20 protein-coding genes and 1 riboswitch are annotated in these 14714 nt (G+C 49.5%); of the genes, 14 read left to right on the forward strand and 6 right to left on the reverse strand.

Features of this window, described 5'->3' with window-relative positions; genetic code table 11:
- Positions 1 to 21: 21 nt before the first annotated feature.
- From KNP87_RS13735 to KNP87_RS13760, 6 genes are all read left to right on the forward strand, one after another.
- Positions 22 to 1095 carry an acyltransferase gene (locus KNP87_RS13735; protein WP_214722051.1) on the forward strand — a complete coding sequence of 358 codons (1074 nt, stop codon included), beginning with the start codon at positions 22 to 24 and terminating at the stop codon, positions 1093 to 1095.
- A gap of 179 nt (positions 1096 to 1274) precedes the next feature.
- Positions 1275 to 2120: a DUF72 domain-containing protein gene (locus KNP87_RS13740; protein ID WP_214722052.1), complete on the forward strand. Its 846-nt coding sequence runs from the start codon at positions 1275 to 1277 to the stop codon at positions 2118 to 2120.
- A 20-nt stretch (positions 2121 to 2140) separates the two neighbouring features.
- Positions 2141 to 3436 carry a bifunctional metallophosphatase/5'-nucleotidase gene (locus KNP87_RS13745; protein WP_214722053.1) on the forward strand — a complete coding sequence of 432 codons (1296 nt, stop codon included), beginning with the start codon at positions 2141 to 2143 and terminating at the stop codon, positions 3434 to 3436.
- Positions 3437 to 3499: 63 nt separating this feature from the next.
- Positions 3500 to 4399, forward strand: a complete 900-nt coding sequence (gene lipA, locus KNP87_RS13750; RefSeq protein WP_026832232.1) for a lipoyl synthase — start codon at positions 3500 to 3502, stop codon at positions 4397 to 4399.
- 104 nt (positions 4400 to 4503) lie between these two features.
- Positions 4504 to 4884 (forward strand): YutD family protein, encoded by a 381-nt coding sequence (locus KNP87_RS13755; RefSeq protein WP_026832233.1) that lies wholly within the window; start codon positions 4504 to 4506, stop codon positions 4882 to 4884.
- Between the two features lie 84 nt (positions 4885 to 4968).
- Positions 4969 to 5421 carry a general stress protein gene (locus KNP87_RS13760; RefSeq protein ID WP_026832234.1) on the forward strand — a complete coding sequence of 151 codons (453 nt, stop codon included), beginning with the start codon at positions 4969 to 4971 and terminating at the stop codon, positions 5419 to 5421.
- Between the two features lie 39 nt (positions 5422 to 5460).
- Here the strand turns inward: KNP87_RS13760 and KNP87_RS13765 are convergent, their stop codons facing one another.
- Both KNP87_RS13765 and glpX read right to left on the reverse strand, forming a co-directional pair.
- Positions 5461 to 5736, reverse strand: a complete 276-nt coding sequence (locus KNP87_RS13765) for a DUF3055 domain-containing protein (RefSeq protein ID WP_035387577.1) — start codon at positions 5734 to 5736, stop codon at positions 5461 to 5463.
- Between the two features lie 36 nt (positions 5737 to 5772).
- Positions 5773 to 6753 carry a class II fructose-bisphosphatase gene (glpX, locus tag KNP87_RS13770; RefSeq protein ID WP_026832236.1) on the reverse strand — a complete coding sequence of 327 codons (981 nt, stop codon included), beginning with the start codon at positions 6751 to 6753 and terminating at the stop codon, positions 5773 to 5775.
- A gap of 154 nt (positions 6754 to 6907) precedes the next feature.
- Between glpX and KNP87_RS13775 the strand changes: the two genes are divergently transcribed.
- Together KNP87_RS13775 and KNP87_RS13780 are read left to right on the forward strand one after the other, a co-directional pair.
- The gene (locus tag KNP87_RS13775; protein WP_026832237.1) at positions 6908 to 7351 is read left to right on the forward strand and encodes a DUF86 domain-containing protein; all 444 of its coding nucleotides are present in this window, start codon (positions 6908 to 6910) and stop codon (positions 7349 to 7351) included.
- A gap of 6 nt (positions 7352 to 7357) precedes the next feature.
- Positions 7358 to 8122, forward strand: coding sequence for a TIGR01457 family HAD-type hydrolase (locus KNP87_RS13780; RefSeq protein WP_214722054.1), 765 nt, complete (start codon positions 7358 to 7360; stop codon positions 8120 to 8122).
- A 45-nt stretch (positions 8123 to 8167) separates the two neighbouring features.
- Here the strand turns inward: KNP87_RS13780 and KNP87_RS13785 are convergent, their stop codons facing one another.
- Positions 8168 to 8395, reverse strand: coding sequence for a NifU family protein (locus KNP87_RS13785; RefSeq protein WP_012371190.1), 228 nt, complete (start codon positions 8393 to 8395; stop codon positions 8168 to 8170).
- Positions 8396 to 8506: 111 nt separating this feature from the next.
- On the opposite strand from KNP87_RS13785, the gene KNP87_RS13790 reads away from it, so the two are divergent.
- A complete protein-coding gene (locus tag KNP87_RS13790) occupies positions 8507 to 8812 on the forward strand; it encodes a DUF1462 family protein (RefSeq protein ID WP_214722055.1) in 306 nt (101 codons plus the stop codon).
- 14 nt (positions 8813 to 8826) lie between these two features.
- Here KNP87_RS13790 and KNP87_RS13795 read toward each other — a convergent pair whose 3' ends face one another.
- Positions 8827 to 9879, reverse strand: a complete 1053-nt coding sequence (locus KNP87_RS13795; RefSeq protein ID WP_214722056.1) for an NAD(P)/FAD-dependent oxidoreductase — start codon at positions 9877 to 9879, stop codon at positions 8827 to 8829.
- Between the two features lie 92 nt (positions 9880 to 9971).
- Between KNP87_RS13795 and KNP87_RS13800 the strand changes: the two genes are divergently transcribed.
- The gene (locus tag KNP87_RS13800) at positions 9972 to 10205 is read left to right on the forward strand and encodes a YuzB family protein (protein ID WP_012371187.1); all 234 of its coding nucleotides are present in this window, start codon (positions 9972 to 9974) and stop codon (positions 10203 to 10205) included.
- Positions 10206 to 10268: 63 nt separating this feature from the next.
- Here KNP87_RS13800 and KNP87_RS13805 read toward each other — a convergent pair whose 3' ends face one another.
- Positions 10269 to 10835 (reverse strand): ECF transporter S component, encoded by a 567-nt coding sequence (locus KNP87_RS13805; RefSeq protein ID WP_026832241.1) that lies wholly within the window; start codon positions 10833 to 10835, stop codon positions 10269 to 10271.
- A gap of 159 nt (positions 10836 to 10994) precedes the next feature.
- Positions 10995 to 11135: riboswitch (FMN riboswitch) on the reverse strand.
- A gap of 117 nt (positions 11136 to 11252) precedes the next feature.
- On the opposite strand from KNP87_RS13805, the gene KNP87_RS13810 reads away from it, so the two are divergent.
- From KNP87_RS13810 to KNP87_RS13825, 4 genes are all read left to right on the forward strand, one after another.
- On the forward strand, positions 11253 to 11603 hold the full coding sequence (locus tag KNP87_RS13810; RefSeq protein ID WP_026832242.1) for a HesB/IscA family protein: 351 nt from the start codon (positions 11253 to 11255) through the stop codon (positions 11601 to 11603).
- Between the two features lie 133 nt (positions 11604 to 11736).
- Complete coding sequence (locus KNP87_RS13815; protein ID WP_026832243.1) at positions 11737 to 12603, forward strand: NAD-dependent epimerase/dehydratase family protein; 867 nt, start codon at positions 11737 to 11739, stop codon at positions 12601 to 12603.
- Complete coding sequence (locus KNP87_RS13820) at positions 12600 to 13103, forward strand: GNAT family N-acetyltransferase (protein ID WP_026832244.1); 504 nt, start codon at positions 12600 to 12602, stop codon at positions 13101 to 13103. Before KNP87_RS13815 ends, KNP87_RS13820 begins: the two co-directional genes overlap by 4 nt.
- Before the next feature lie 11 nt (positions 13104 to 13114).
- Complete coding sequence (locus tag KNP87_RS13825) at positions 13115 to 13600, forward strand: GNAT family N-acetyltransferase (protein ID WP_214722057.1); 486 nt, start codon at positions 13115 to 13117, stop codon at positions 13598 to 13600.
- Between the two features lie 79 nt (positions 13601 to 13679).
- Here the strand turns inward: KNP87_RS13825 and KNP87_RS13830 are convergent, their stop codons facing one another.
- Positions 13680 to 14675 (reverse strand): NAD(P)/FAD-dependent oxidoreductase, encoded by a 996-nt coding sequence (locus KNP87_RS13830; protein ID WP_026832246.1) that lies wholly within the window; start codon positions 14673 to 14675, stop codon positions 13680 to 13682.
- Between the last annotated feature and the right edge of the window lie 39 nt (positions 14676 to 14714).

Consider the following 14714-nt stretch of genomic DNA (forward strand, 5'->3'; position numbering starts at 1 on the left):
AGAACGTAAGGTGTGGAAAAAATGAAATATTATCAAGAAATACCGGTCATCCGTTCGATTGCGGCGATTCTTGTCGTATCGGTCCATGTCATCGCCGGATTATATTATGTCGGTGGCGAATTTACGAATACATCGATTGGGTACATCAATCAGCTGGCACGGATCGGAACGCCGATTTTTGCCATCATCAGTGCCTTTTTGCTCATGTCGATGGTGTTACGAAAAGGATTTGACCTGCGGCAGTTTATTCAGTCCCGTTTTTCCAAAATTTTCGTTCCTTACTTAATTTGGAGTTCGGTTTATCTGTTGTATAAGTATCATGTCGAGAACAGCTTGAACCCTGACCTTTCGATTTCGTCATATTTCTTATATGGCAATGCGCATTATCACCTGTACTTCATTTTGACGGTTCTCCAGTTTTATCTGGTCTTTCCACTCCTGGCCCGCTTCAAGAAAAACAGCGGTTTGTTCGTTGCGCTCGGCGCATCGATGATCATCAATTACCTTTGGTTGATGTTCGGCAATGTCACGACGGATGTAGAATGGATCAACCGTTTCGTTAATGGACGGTCCTTCCTGTTGAACTGGATTGCATACTTCATGATGGGCATTACATATGCCGTATATTATCAAGAGTTTCAAGACCTCTTAAAACGCTACCGGACGAGCTTGTTGCTTGTGAGTGGGGTGATCCTGCTCGACTTGTGGATCAGTATTGATTTGACACGTCTCTATACCTCGACGAATATCTCGAACTTGATCTATATTCCGTTCGTCATTGTCGTGTTGAACTACATCTTCCGGCGTGTTCGTTCGGATGCAACGGCGATGAAGCTGTTTCAAGCGATCGGAACGCATTCGATGGGCATTTATATTGTCCATCCGTTAGTCATCCGTCTGATTCGACGGTCCGAATGGTTTGAGTATTTCCAATCCGGAAGCATGTTCGTCTTGGCGATGATTATGATCCTGTCGATCTCGATCGGCATCTCGTATGCGATCAGTCTGTTGCCGTTCGGAAATTACATCATTCCTGTTCCGAAACGGAGAACAAGTCCCCGGCAATCGGTCGACGTCCAACAAGTCGCTTCGTGATCTGAAGTGAGTCAAACAGGCAGTCCATCCCCCTGATTTTTGCAGGAGTGGGAAGGATCTGCTTGTTTTTTATATGAAGCACCTGCGTCTTTTCGAAGACGAGCTTTGAAGAAGAAATTCCCGATTCCGCTATGCTATGATAAAAAATATGCAGCGCACACAGATGAGGAGGGGGAAGGATGATTTATGTCGGCGTGACCGGTTGGGGCGATCACGACAGCCTCTATCCGACACCACAAGATCGGAAAGAGAAGCTCGCTGCCTACGCGGGCCATTTTCCGGCAGTCGAGGTCGATTCAACGTACTATGCGATTCAACCGGAACGGAACTACCAAAAATGGGTTGCGGAAACACCGGATGCCTTCCGGTTCATCGTCAAGGTCCACCGGGCGATGAGTGGTCATGACCGGGAAAACAAGGATCCGCTTGGTCCAATCTTTGAACAATACCTGGCGTCGATTGAACCGATGCGGCAGAGTGGAAAGATTGCAGCGATCCTCGTCCAACTCCCGCCCTGGTTTGATGTCAGTAAAGTCCATCTCGAATATCTTCAGACGATTCGGAAGTCGCTGGCCGGTCTTCCTGTCGCGATCGAGTTTCGAAATCCGTCCTGGTATTCGGAAGCGTACCAAGAGCGGACGCTGCGTTTTTTGGCGGAGCATCAGTTCATCCATACGATCTGTGACGAACCGCAGACGGAAGACGGGTCGGTACCGTTTGTTCCCGTCGTGACACAGGAGACGGCATTTGTCCGGCTGCACGGCCGTAACGTCAACGGATGGCTGAAGAAGCCCGGTCAAAGCAGTGAGGACTGGCGGAAGGTCCGTTGTCTGTACCGTTACTCGGAAGAAGAACTGCAAGGTTTGGCGACACACATCCGTTCACTTGCCGAAGAGGCAAAAGACGTGTATGTTTTCTTTAACAACAACTCAGCAGGAGACGCCGTACCAAACGCCAAACGGTTGATCGAGATTTTAGGTCTTGATTATGAATCGCTTGCGCCCCGGCAAATTTCCCTGTTTTAACACCTAGAGGAGGCTTGAGCGTGAAGTTACACGTCATTCATTATAACGATCTGCATTCACACTTTGATATGTGGCCTCGCTATATGTCGTTCATGAAAGAACACCGGACGTATGATTCCCTCGTCTTCGATTTAGGAGACCACGCGGACCGGGTCGCACCGGCGACGGAAGCGACGCAAGGTAAAATCAATACGCATCTATTAAATGAACTGTCCCCTACGGCCGTCACGATCGGAAACAATGAAGGCATTACGTTTCCGCATGATTGGTTGGCGGACTTATATACGGACGCGACGTTCCCGGTCCTCGTCTCGAACTTGACGGCACCGTTTGCGAAAGCCGGGATGATTCAAAACTTACCGACGGGAAAAGTCGGGATTTTCGGGCTGACGGCTCCCTATTACGAGCTGTACGCCTTGCTCGGATGGACGATTGAAGATCCGTTGGAAGCGGCAGCACGTGAAATCGAAGCCTTGCGGGATCGAGTCGACGTCTTGATCTGTTTAAGTCATCTTGGGTTTTATCAGGATGAAGAACTGGCGGAACGGTTCCCGGAGCTTGATTTGATCATCGGAGCGCATACGCACCACGTCCTCGATGACGGGGTCGTCAAAAACGGGGTGTTGATTGCCCAGGCTGGAAAGTACGGTCAGTATGCAGGGGAAATCTACTTAAACACGGATACGGGCGAAAAAGAGGCTGTCCTGCATCCGCTTGAAGCTTATCCGGCAGACGAGGCGACATCGGTCTTACTCGATAAAGAACAGTATTTAGCCGAACGTCAGATGAAACAACCGATTGGCCGGACATCAGGTCTGGCGAATGACTGGTTCAATCCGTCCCCGTTTACCCAACTGCTCGCGGATACGATGCGCGACTGGTGTCAGGCGGACCTCGCCTGTGTGCCGGCCGGGATGTTGCTGGGCTCATTGTCCCCGGGACCGGTCTCCGCGTTTGATTTGCACCGGCTTTGTCCACACCCGATCAATCCGTGTAAGGTGACGATGACCGGTGTGGAATTAAAAGCGTTCATCGCAGAAGTCGACAGCGAACGTTTTGAACAGTTGAAAGTCCGTGGTCTCGGTTTCCGTGGTAAATTAATGGGCAAGATGCATTATGCTGGAAATCATCAACAGATCGATGATACGAAAACCTATACCGTCGTCCTGCCGGATATGTTTACATTTGGTCCTTTATTTCCGGAAATTAAAGAAATGCCGAAAGAATATTTCATGCCGGAATTATTACGGGATTTGTTGTTCAATCGCTTATCGGAGAAGTCAGAATTTGGTGAATTACCCGTCCGCAAACACTGAATATTTGTTATACTGTAACAGAAATCAGGTCAGTTTTTTACGGATAAAGGGGGAAACCGATTCATGGGACGCGGAGAGATACAACGTAAACCAGAGTGGTTGAAAATCAAGTTGAACACGAATGAGACATACACAGAACTCAAAAGTATGATGCGCGAGAAAAAGCTCCACACGGTATGTGAGGAAGCCAAATGTCCGAACATTCATGAATGTTGGGCCGTGCGCCGGACAGCGACGTTCATGATTCTTGGAAGCATCTGTACACGGGCTTGTCGTTTTTGTGCCGTCACGACGGGTCGACCAAACGAACTCGACTTGGAAGAACCAAAACGAGTGGCGGAATCCGTTCGTCTGATGAATCTGAAACATGCGGTCATCACAGCAGTTGCCCGTGATGATTTAAATGACTTCGGGGCCGGTGTCTACGCGGAGACGGTGCGTGAAGTGCGTCGTATGAATCCGGAGACATCGATTGAAGTCTTACCGTCCGACATGGGTGGGAACTTCGACGCGTTACAGACGCTGATCGAAGCCAAGCCGGACATCATGAACCACAATATCGAGACGGTGCGCCGTCTGACACCAACGGTCCGGGCGAAAGCAACGTACGACCGGACGCTTGAATTCCTGCGTCGTTCCAAAGAACTCGCACCGGAAATTCCGACGAAATCAAGTCTGATGCTCGGACTCGGGGAGACGTGGGACGAAATCTTACAGACGATGGACGACCTGCGTGCGAACGACGTCGACATCATGACGATTGGTCAGTATCTCCAACCGACGAAAAAGCACTTGGACGTCATCAAGTACTATACGCCACAAGAATTTGCTGAATTAAAACAGATTGCGCTCGGAAAAGGCTTCTCGCATTGTGAGGCCGGTCCGCTTGTCCGTTCGTCGTACCATGCTGACGAACAAGTCAACGCGGCGAAAAAAAATAAAGCGGCTCTGCCGATTGATTGATGATCAAGGACCGTCCACGCTACGTGCGAGGACGGTTTTCTGCTGTCTGACGATTCGTTTTCAAGTATGATTATGGTAAGATAAAGGAAGCAGGGGGTGGAAAAATGATACAAGTCAATCGTGAAAGATATGAAATCGTCGAAGAAAAACGAGAAGGATTCAACGAAGAAGCCTTCATCGGCCGGTTTAGTGATGTGCTCGAAAAATACGACTACATCGTCGGAGATTGGGGACACGGGCAATTGCGTCTCCGTGGTTTCTATGACGACAACCATGAAAAAGCAACGTTTGATACAAAAATCTCCCACGTGGCGGATTATTTGTACGAATACTGCAATTTCGGGTGTGCATATTTTATCGTCAAACGGATGGAATTCGTAGAAGGAGAAGAAGCACCACCTCGCTTCGACGGATCTTCAGCGAATACGTTAAAACTGAAACGGAAGTTCTCGGCGGCGAAAGAAGAGACAGAGGATGAGCAGTAATCAAAATGACATCTGAAAGGATGTTTCTGATTGGGTGTTTTCGGCTAATAGTATAGTATCACGCACCTATAGGGGGAACTATCCATGAGAATCGTCGGGATCTATCATTCGGTACCAGAAGTCGTCAGTGCTGTCCATGATTTACGTGTTGCAGGTGTCATTTCTACTGATCTAAAAGTCGTTGCTCACGATCGTTATGATTTAGAGCAGATTGAGGAATTGGCGGATTTAAAAAACCAGCAGACGTCGACGCGTCTGACGCAAGAAGAACACATGAATCTGTGGCAAGAGATCAAAGGCATCTTTAAAAAGGACAGTGCCGGGTCTTCTTCAAACCACGATGTGCTTGAAGCGAGCGGATTGACGAAAGATGATGTCAACCGTGCCAACAAAGCAGCGGAAGAGGGACAATTCGTCTTACTCGTCGGCGATGAAGCGGATCAACATTCTGAACGGAAAGCCCACGATGAATCGGATAATACCAACGTTTTCAGTGGTCCAAACACGCTCAATGAGCGGAACGACCGGTTACTGTAACAGCAAAACAGCCAACTCCCTTAGGAGCTGGCTGTTTTTTTATAGACCGATGTAGTCGCGCAGGTAGCCCTCGAGTTCGTCGGCCGCCTCATCTTCTAAATCAAAGGCATGGGCGATGTAGCCCGGCTCGTCAAAATCGTCCGGACCGATGATCGCAAACCGGTTTGATAAGAGGTTCAACACCAAGATCTTTCCGAAGAAGTGTTCGGAGTGGGTGATGGCTAAATCGAAGCGGCTCGTCTCGCCAATCCAACAGACAAACCGGGTTTTCGTTTGTTCGACTTCATCATATAAAAAATCACGTTCTTGCATCATCTGTCAGTTCCCTCATTTCCTTCATCTCTGCTTAGATTAAAGGGTTTGGGGAACTTTTTGCAAGTACGGTTTACGCGAAAGACTGTGTTCTGCGATGACCTTCCGGATCGTCCGTGTTTTTGAACGCATCACGAGTGACGTCGTCTCGACGATATCGTCCGTTAAGAAGCGGACGCCGTCGAGCATCTCCCCTGTCGTCACGCCGGTTGCCGCAAAGATGCAGTCGTCACTTTTGATCAGATCGTCGAGTGTCAACAATTGCAGCGGATCGGCAAGCCCCATCCGGATGACACGTGCCGTTTCTTCCTCATTCATCGGGTGCAGACGGGCCTGCATGTCACCGCCCATTGCCTTGACGGCAGCCGCTGTGATGACGCCTTCCGGTGCGCCGCCCGTTCCGATGAAGATGTCAATTCCGGTTGAAGGAGAAAGCGGAGCGATTCCTGCTGAAACGTCGCCGTCCTCAAAGAGACGGACACGAGCGCCGACACGCATCGCTGCTTCCCGGAAATGATCATGACGCGGACGGTCCTGCATGATGACGGTGACGTCTTCAATCCGTTTCTGATTCAGTTCCGCTGCTTTTTGAATGATGACTTCGAGTGGATCGTCGAGTGAGACATGTCCTTTTAAGTTCGGTCCGACGGTCAGTTTATCCATGTACATATCCGGTGCGTGGAGCAGGGCACCTTCATCCGCGACTGCAATGACGACCATCGCGTTACCGAGACCTTTGGCGACGATGTTCGTCCCTTCAAGCGGATCGACGGCGATATCGACGACTGGTCCGTTTGACGTCCCGACCTGTTCGCCGATGAATAACATCGGTGCTTCGTCGAGTTCCCCTTCGCCGATGACGACGGTTCCTGCCATGTTGACGGTATTTAAGACTTCGCGCATCGCTGTCGTTGCCGCATCATCGGCTTCGTTCTTTTTCCCGCGACCAATCCACTTGGCGGATGCTAATGCTGCTGCTTCTGTTGCTCGGACGATTTCTAATGCTAATTCCCGTTCCATCTATGAATAACCTCCAAGTCACCTAATGTGACATACTATTTTCGTAAAAATCTAAATTGAGGATAACACATTGAGGAATGTGATGCAAACAGCCTTTCTGCTTTTCATGTCCCGCGGATAGAGCTAAAATGAAGGATGTGAGGGGGAATACTGGATGTATTTCGTAAATCGTGAAAAGATTGAACAAACGGTGGTTTGTTTTGAAACCGCGCTGCGTCAAAGCAAGGAATTAACAGGGGATGCGTTGACGATTTCACTGGCGTGGGAACGGATCGGGTTTTTGGTGATTGAAAGTATCATCGATGTGGGGAACAGTATGATTGATGGTTTCATCATGCGTGATCCGGGAAGTTATGAAGATATCGTCATGATTTTAGAAGATGAACGGGTCGTGGATGCGCCGCTTGCGACGAGTCTGAAACGGATCGTCGCCCTGCGGACACGGATTGTCCGTGAATTTACGACATCGAGCACAGCAGAGATCCGGAGTGTTCTTTTGGAAGAAGAAACGCAGTTGCGTCGTTTTCCGGAAGCCGTCCGACACTATTTAGAAACAGAACTCGGACCGGTCTCTGCATTTTTACCAAATGAGGAGTGAGCCAGGATGAAAGCAAAAGGATATTTGTTTGATTTGGATGGAACGATGTATAACGGGACAGAACCCGTCAAAGAAGCGGTTGATTTCGTAAACCGTCTGCAAGAGAAAGGGGTGCCGTATCTGTTCGTCACGAACAATGCCTCGATGACGGCGGAAGCGGTCGCTGAAAAATTACGTGGCATGGGTGTCCATTCGAACGCGGAGCACGTCTTGACGAGTGCGATGGCGACAGGTCGCTACATCGCAGAACTCGATCCGGGTGCGAAGGTCTATGCGATTGGAGAAGGTGGATTGATTGATGCCCTCGAGCGTCAAGGCTTACAGGTCGTCGCAGACGAGCATGCCGATTATGTCGTCATCGGTCTCGATCGTCAAATCACGTATGAGAAGTTAGCAATCGGAGCACTGGCAATTCGTGCAGGAGCCCGCTTCATCTCGACGAACGGAGATATCGCGATTCCGACCGAGCGTGGCTTTTTACCGGGGAATGGTGCGTTGACGTCCGTTTTACGGGTAACGACGGAAAAAGAACCGTTTTATATCGGGAAACCTGAACCGGTGATGATCAATATCGCAGCTGAGATGATTGGTCTCGCGAAAGAAGACCTCATCATGATCGGCGATAACTACCATACGGACATTCTGTTCGGCATCAATGGCGGTATCCGCACGATGCACGTTAACTCCGGTGTCCATACGCCGGTCTTCATTCAAGGGCAGGATGCTCAACCGACGTATATGGTCGATACATTGGCGGAATGGATTCTGTAAACAAAAAAATCCCCATTGACGGATGTCAGTGGGGATTTTAACGATTTAGAAGACTTGTTCGACTTCAACGACGCCGGCTACTTCTTCAAGCAGGGCACGTTCGATACCAGCCTTCAGTGTGATTGTTGAACTTGGGCAGCTGCCGCAAGCTCCCATCAAACGGAGTTTGACGATACCGTCTTCTACATCTACGAGTTCAACGTCTCCTCCGTCACGAAGAAGGAACGGACGCAATTTTTCGAGTACTTCGTTTACTTGATCAAACATTTCCATGCGTAAACACATCCTTTCTTATAGCATCATTGTAACAGGGTTGAAAAATGTTCTCAATCTGGAAAACTTGTATACTATAAAAGAAGTGCAACAGGAAGAGGAGGACAAGTGATGGAAATCAAAGTATATGGCGCCGCACAGACGTGTCCGAGCTGCGTCGGGGCACCAAGTTCGGAAGAGACCTACAGTTGGCTGCAGGCCGTTCTCGGACGGAAATATGAGACGGCGTTGACGTTTGAATATGTCGATTTCGAAGCCGCGCCGATCGAAGACGACTGGATTCTGGCCATAAAAGACGATGTCTATTTTTATCCGCTCGTCCTGCTTGACGGTGAGATGATCGACGAAGGGTACGTCCAATTGAAAAAAATCACTCAGGCAATCGATACGAGACTTGAAAAAACGGCCCCGGAATGACCGGCGCCGTTTTCTTATTTGATTTTTTTGTGTTTCCAGAGCACGCCGGACTTCAACAGGCGTGGGACTTTTCCGGTCAGCGCCTGTTTCCCCATGACGATTCCGAATCCGTCTGATTTCCCGAGTGATCCGAGCATCCCGCGTAACTTGATTTCCGGCAGTTTCGGCAACTTCTTGCCGGCCCATTTCGCCTGCAGGACATCGACGACTTGATCGGCTTGATGTTCTGCGAGCTGACCGCTTGGAGCATACGGTAAACTGGCACAGTCCCCGATGACGAAGACATTTTCATGTTCCGGCACATGGTGGTGTTCCGTCAGCTTAATCCGTCCGCCGCTGTCTGCTTCAAACCCAAGATCTCGTACGACTTTGACCGGTTGCGTGCCGGCTGTCCAAATCGTCAAGTTCGACGGATAGGCGTCATCCCCGTTTTGGACGTCATCCGCTGTGACGAACGTGACGTTGGAATTGTTGATGACTTCGACGTCGTGCTCTTCGAACCATTCCTGGACGTATGTCGATACTTTATCCGAGAGGAAGGACAAGACGGACGGACCGCGGTCGAATAACCGGATTTTTAAATCTTTCCGACTTTCATGCAGTTCACTTGCCAGTTCGACACCGGAGAGACCGGCTCCAACGATCGAAACGATCGCCCCCGGAGAAAGTCCGCAGATCGCTTGTTGTGTTTTCCGTGACTCCTCGAGTGTCTGGATGCTGTACGTAAACTCTTGTGCGCCCGGTATGTTATGGTATTTGTCTTCACACCCTAAAGCGATGACTAAATCATCATAAAAAAGTTCCGTACCGTCTTGCAGATGGACGGAGTTCGTCTCGGGTGAAATCTTTACGACGTGACCATATTTATATGTGAGGTGTTCTCCTTCCGGAAATGCGATTCGGACATCCCGATCCGACAATGTTCCGGCAGCCAGTGCGTAATATTCTGTTTTTAAGGCATGATACGGTAAACGATCGACGAGTGTCACAGCGACCTCTTCATCCTTAAATCGTTCACAAATCCGCATCCCACCGTATCCGCCACCTAAAACAACCAGTTGCTTCATAACTTAAAATCCCCCTTAGTTCCCCTAAATCAGTCTGACCTTGTATAATACGACATGAGGAAAGATAATTCCTGCTTGAAGGAGGAAAAAAAGTGAATCCGATTATTGAATTTTGTATCAGTAACTTAGCGACAGGGACCCAGGTCGTCATGCAACAACTCGAACGGGACCCGAATGTCGATGTCGTCGAATATGGTTGCCTCGGATATTGCGGGATCTGCTCACTCGATCATTTTTGTCTGGTCGATGGCGAAACCGTTGTCGGAGAGACACCGGAAGAACTGCTTGAAAAGATTTATCAGAAAATCGAAGAAAACGAGCTCTAAAAAAATCCCCGTGTCTCAAATGAGACCGGGGATTCGTGTCTGTCAGCGGGCGCGGCTTCGGACTTAGAAGGATTGTTGGCGACGCATCATCCATGGTTTGAGTTTCAAGAACAGCGGAATGAAGAGTGCTGAGATGAACATCGCCTTGATGATGTTAAACGGCAGGATACCGGCCGTGATCGTCGTCCATTTGACGGCTGGATCCAACATGTAATCCATTCCGAAGAACCAAGCATACGCTGGAAGAATTAAGATATAGTTGAGGATTGCAAGACCAAGTGCCATCGTGATCGTACCTGCGACGAGACCGGTTGCAAGACCTTTTGTAGATTTCTTTTTATGGTAGAACCAACTGACCGGAAGAATGAAGGCGACACCGGCGGCGAAGTTTGCGAGCTCTCCGACCGGAACACCGCTTCCGCGGAAGATGTAGTACAGGACGTTTTTGAGTGCTTCGACGATGACACCTGCAATCGGTGAGAACATGATGGCAGCGATCAAAGCGGGAACGTCACTGAAGTCGATCTTCAGATAGTTCGGTAAAAACGGCAGTGGAAAGTTGAGTAACATGAGAACAAACGAAATTGAACCTAACATGGATAACGTGACCATCTTTTGTGTGCGTTTCATACGAGTATAATCTCCTTTTGCTCGTTCCTCTCGATGAAGTATTGGCATGGCTGCGTCCAAAATAAACCCCCATCGAAAAGTGTTCGATAGGGGAGAAGTCCGCAGTAAACTAAGCCTGAACGATTTTTGCAAAAATCGGTTCAAGAAATAGAAACATGCCGCCATCTTCTCCCATCCAGACTATACTGTCGGCTCCTGAGTCACACAGAATCAGCAAATAGCGCCCTATTCGCTCGCGGGCTTCAGACGAATCGTCTGTTTACCGCCGGTCGGGAATTTCACCCTGCCCTGAAGATGGAACGATTTAATTTTTTTTGATACAACTCCTTTATACAACGAATTCAAGATAGTTTCAAGCAACTAGGTTTCGATTCCCTCTGAAATTGCGTATACTGATAAAAAAGGGAAGGTGATGACATGATTCATTTAACAGAAGCGGCCGCACTCCAAGTCAAAGAGATGATGTTGCAGGCGCCGAACGATGAACAGAATCTGCGGATGCTCGTTCAAGGCGGCGGATGCAGTGGTCTCTCCTACGGTATGGGCTTTGACAGCCAAAAGGAGACTGACTTAACCTTTGAGCAACATGGGGTGAAAGTTATCGTCGATCAAAAAGATTATCCGGTCGTCAAAGGACTGGAAGTAGATTATAAACAATCGATGCTCGGCGGTGGATTTACGATCACGAATCCGAACGCAATTGCAACATGTGGATGCGGGACGTCGTTCCGGACCGCAACAAATGCCGGTACACCCGGCGGATGTTAATCTAATCCGTTTCACCGCAGACGATGCCGTCTGCGGTTTTTTTGTTTTCAAAGCGAGAGGAACAGGACTTCACGGTGTGCATGGAGAAGGACTAACAAGAACGTTAGAACGCCATGACGAGGGAGGACTATCGATGCGAAAAGTACTGATTTTTGGTGGAACACGTTACTTTGGTCGACGGTTGGCATTACGGCTTGCGGAATCGGGGGATGATGTGACGATTGTCACGCGCGGCGAGCATACACCGCCGGTCGCGAAGGGCTTGACATTTTTTAAGGGAGACCGGACGTCAAGCAGTACGATGAAGGATCTTGGGAGTCAGAACTGGGACATCATCTATGACAATATCTGCTTTAATCCCTATCAGGCGAAGCTTGCGGTGGATGCTTTTGAAGGGAAAGTCGGCCGTTATATCTTAACGTCGACGATGTCCGTTTATGAGCAGGGTGGAACAAACATCTCAGAGCGGACTTACAATCCGTTTCCCGGGAAATATGACTTGGAAAAAGAACATGATTACGGGGAAGGAAAACGTCAGGCCGAAAGTTACTTTTTCCAACGGGCGACTTTCCCGGTCATCGCCGTTCGATTCCCGGTCGTCCTAGGACCGGACGATTATACGGAACGACTGGTGTTCCATATTAAACGGGCCTTGGCCGATCAACCGATCGTTGCTGAAAATTTATATGCGAAGATGGGTTATATCTCGAGTTATGAAGCGGCAGCCTTCCTCGAATGGTGCGGTCGGTCGACGATGACCGGACCAATCAATGCAGCAAGTGACGGCGTGTTATCGATTCAGGACTTAATGGATAAAATTGATCGCGTGGCGAAGACGACCTCCCGGTTTGAAACGAAGGGAGACGATCCGTCCCCATTGGCACCGGATCACGATTTTTATATGGATACGACAGCCGCAAAACAAGCGGGGTATTTATTCCAACATGTCGACGACTGGCTCGATCGACTCATTGAAGAGGAGGTTCGTAACCACAAATGATGCAATTAATGAAACCAACGGTCACATGGGAAAAAGAATACCGTGCCTTTTTAGAAGACTGGCGAGAATCGGGAGAAACAATCGTACCGGAAGTTGTCGGAGATACGTATGAACCGCTCGCAGCCTATTTCTCTGAGCAAGAAGCGGAGGAATCGGAAGTGAGACCGGGACGTGTTACGCATTCAACGTACTGGATGGTCGACGGACAACGGATTGTCGGTGCGTTGAACTTCCGACATGACTTGACGGAAAATTTGAAGTTGTACGGCGGGCATATCGGATACGGGATCCGACCGTCCGAGCGCAAGAAAGGATATGCAACGATAGGACTTCGGCTCGCACTCGAGGAAGCACGAAAGCGGGGACTCGATCAAGTATTGCTGACGTGTGGCGTCGACAATTTCGCATCGTGCCGTGTCATCGTAGCGAACGGTGGTCAGGAAATCGACCCGACTGTTCGCAATGGACGCGAGACACGTCGCTTCATCATTTCGTTATGAGGACGCCTGTTTTGATTCGTGCAGCGGTGCTTGAAGACGCTGCTGTGATTGCCCGGATTCATGTTGCATCCTGGCGGGAAACGTACCGGGAAATTATTCCGGAGGCGTATCTCGATCAGTTATCAGCGGAGAACCGGGAAGCGGGTTGGCGGAAAAGTCTTACCGAAGGTCCGGTCTTCGTTGCGCTTGATCAGACAAACGAAGTCATCGGATTTGCGAACGGTGGACCAAGCAGGGGGAGCAAAGGGACGGAAGGAGAGTTGTACGCGCTCTATCTTTTGAAGACTCATCAAGGAGAAGGGACAGGGAAGCGGTTGTTTGATCATGTCCTAGAAGATTTGCGGCAGCAAGGCTTCTCCTCTTGCCTCGTCCACGTGTTGGCGGATAATCCGTCCCGTTTCTTTTATGAACGCTTCGGCGGACGTCTCGTTTTTGAACAACGGATCGAGCGGGGCGGGAAACAACTGATGGAGTACACGTATCGAATCATGCTCTGACGATCATCCAATCTATAAGCCAAAAAAAGCAGCGTCACTTCGATCCGGAAATCGAGGTGACGCTGCTGTTGGGTCATGCTTAATGGTTTTTAACTTTTTCAAAAAGACTTGTGGAGTGTTGCGGATGACGGGCTGATGGGTCAACAAGCAACTTCGCTTGGTTGACGGCAATCGGAGCTTCTCCGAAACCGGTCGCAATCAATTTGACACGACCGTCATAAGTCGCGATATCCCCACAGGCAAAGACGCCGGGAATCGCTGTTTCCATCTTCGAGTTAACGCGGATCGAATTGCGTTCGAACTCGACTTCCCACTCCTTGAGTGGTCCGAGCGAGGAAACGAAACCGAAGTTACAGACGACATCATCTGCGCCGACGACGATGACTTCATCCGTTTCGGCATGTTTAAACGTCAGCGTCTCGATGCTGTCATCCCCTGTGACCGATTCGAGCGTATACGGTGTCATGACATTGACGGACGAGTTATGCAACAATTCGACCGTATGTTCATGAGCCCGGAATTTATCACGACGGTGGACGAGCGTGACGGATTTGGCGATCGGCTCAAGCATCAAGGACCAGTCGACGGCGGAATCGCCGCCGCCGAGCAAGACGACTTGACGGTCTTTGAAGCGGTCCATCTCGTTGACGAAGTAATGCAGGTTACTTGTCTCAAACCGTTCTGCATCGGCAACGCCGAGCGGGCGGGCGGCAAACGAGCCGTTTCCGGCCGTCAGAATGACGGTTTTCGTGTAATGCTCTCCCTTATTCGTCACGAGGCGGATCAGTCCGTCATCGAGACGCTCATAAGCAAGCACTGTCTCGCCGAGGACATAGGTCGGATCAAATTCGTTTGCCTGTTCGAGCAGACGATCGACTAAATCCTGTGCTTTGACTTTCGGGAAGCCGGCAATATCGTATATATATTTTTCAGGATAAAGCGTCGCCAGTTGTCCACCGAGTTGTGGCAGACTTTCGATGACTTTCGTCTTCATCTGACGCATGCCTGAGTAAAAAGCGGTGAACAGTCCGACTGGACCACCGCCGATAATCGTTACATCATATGGTTGGTGCATCTGAGTCCCTCCTAAAGTTGGATACTCCTATTATATAGG

The sequence above is a fragment of the Exiguobacterium sp. s192 genome (assembly GCF_018618795.1).
Classification (GTDB): Bacteria; Bacillota; Bacilli; order Exiguobacteriales; family Exiguobacteriaceae; genus Exiguobacterium_A; species Exiguobacterium_A undae.

Excerpts from the sequence above, each read along its gene's own strand:
- KNP87_RS13780 (WP_214722054.1), top strand. The coding sequence starts at position 7,358 with ATGAAAGCAAAAGGATATTTGTTTGATTTGGATGGAACGATGTATAAC.
- KNP87_RS13790 (WP_214722055.1), top strand. The coding sequence starts at position 8,507 with ATGGAAATCAAAGTATATGGCGCCGCACAGACGTGTCCGAGCTGCGTC.
- KNP87_RS13785 (WP_012371190.1), bottom strand. The coding sequence starts at position 8,395 with ATGGAAATGTTTGATCAAGTAAACGAAGTACTCGAAAAATTGCGTCCG.
- KNP87_RS13810 (WP_026832242.1), top strand. The coding sequence starts at position 11,253 with ATGATTCATTTAACAGAAGCGGCCGCACTCCAAGTCAAAGAGATGATG.
- KNP87_RS13815 (WP_026832243.1), top strand. The coding sequence starts at position 11,737 with ATGCGAAAAGTACTGATTTTTGGTGGAACACGTTACTTTGGTCGACGG.
- lipA (WP_026832232.1), top strand. The coding sequence starts at position 3,500 with ATGGGACGCGGAGAGATACAACGTAAACCAGAGTGGTTGAAAATCAAG.
- KNP87_RS13740 (WP_214722052.1), top strand. The coding sequence starts at position 1,275 with ATGATTTATGTCGGCGTGACCGGTTGGGGCGATCACGACAGCCTCTAT.
- KNP87_RS13820 (WP_026832244.1), top strand. The coding sequence starts at position 12,600 with ATGATGCAATTAATGAAACCAACGGTCACATGGGAAAAAGAATACCGT.
- KNP87_RS13805 (WP_026832241.1), bottom strand. The coding sequence starts at position 10,835 with ATGAAACGCACACAAAAGATGGTCACGTTATCCATGTTAGGTTCAATT.
- KNP87_RS13830 (WP_026832246.1), bottom strand. The coding sequence starts at position 14,675 with ATGCACCAACCATATGATGTAACGATTATCGGCGGTGGTCCAGTCGGA.
- KNP87_RS13795 (WP_214722056.1), bottom strand. The coding sequence starts at position 9,879 with ATGAAGCAACTGGTTGTTTTAGGTGGCGGATACGGTGGGATGCGGATT.
- KNP87_RS13775 (WP_026832237.1), top strand. The coding sequence starts at position 6,908 with ATGTATTTCGTAAATCGTGAAAAGATTGAACAAACGGTGGTTTGTTTT.
- KNP87_RS13760 (WP_026832234.1), top strand. The coding sequence starts at position 4,969 with ATGAGAATCGTCGGGATCTATCATTCGGTACCAGAAGTCGTCAGTGCT.
- KNP87_RS13765 (WP_035387577.1), bottom strand. The coding sequence starts at position 5,736 with ATGATGCAAGAACGTGATTTTTTATATGATGAAGTCGAACAAACGAAA.
- glpX (WP_026832236.1), bottom strand. The coding sequence starts at position 6,753 with ATGGAACGGGAATTAGCATTAGAAATCGTCCGAGCAACAGAAGCAGCA.
- KNP87_RS13755 (WP_026832233.1), top strand. The coding sequence starts at position 4,504 with ATGATACAAGTCAATCGTGAAAGATATGAAATCGTCGAAGAAAAACGA.
- KNP87_RS13735 (WP_214722051.1), top strand. The coding sequence starts at position 22 with ATGAAATATTATCAAGAAATACCGGTCATCCGTTCGATTGCGGCGATT.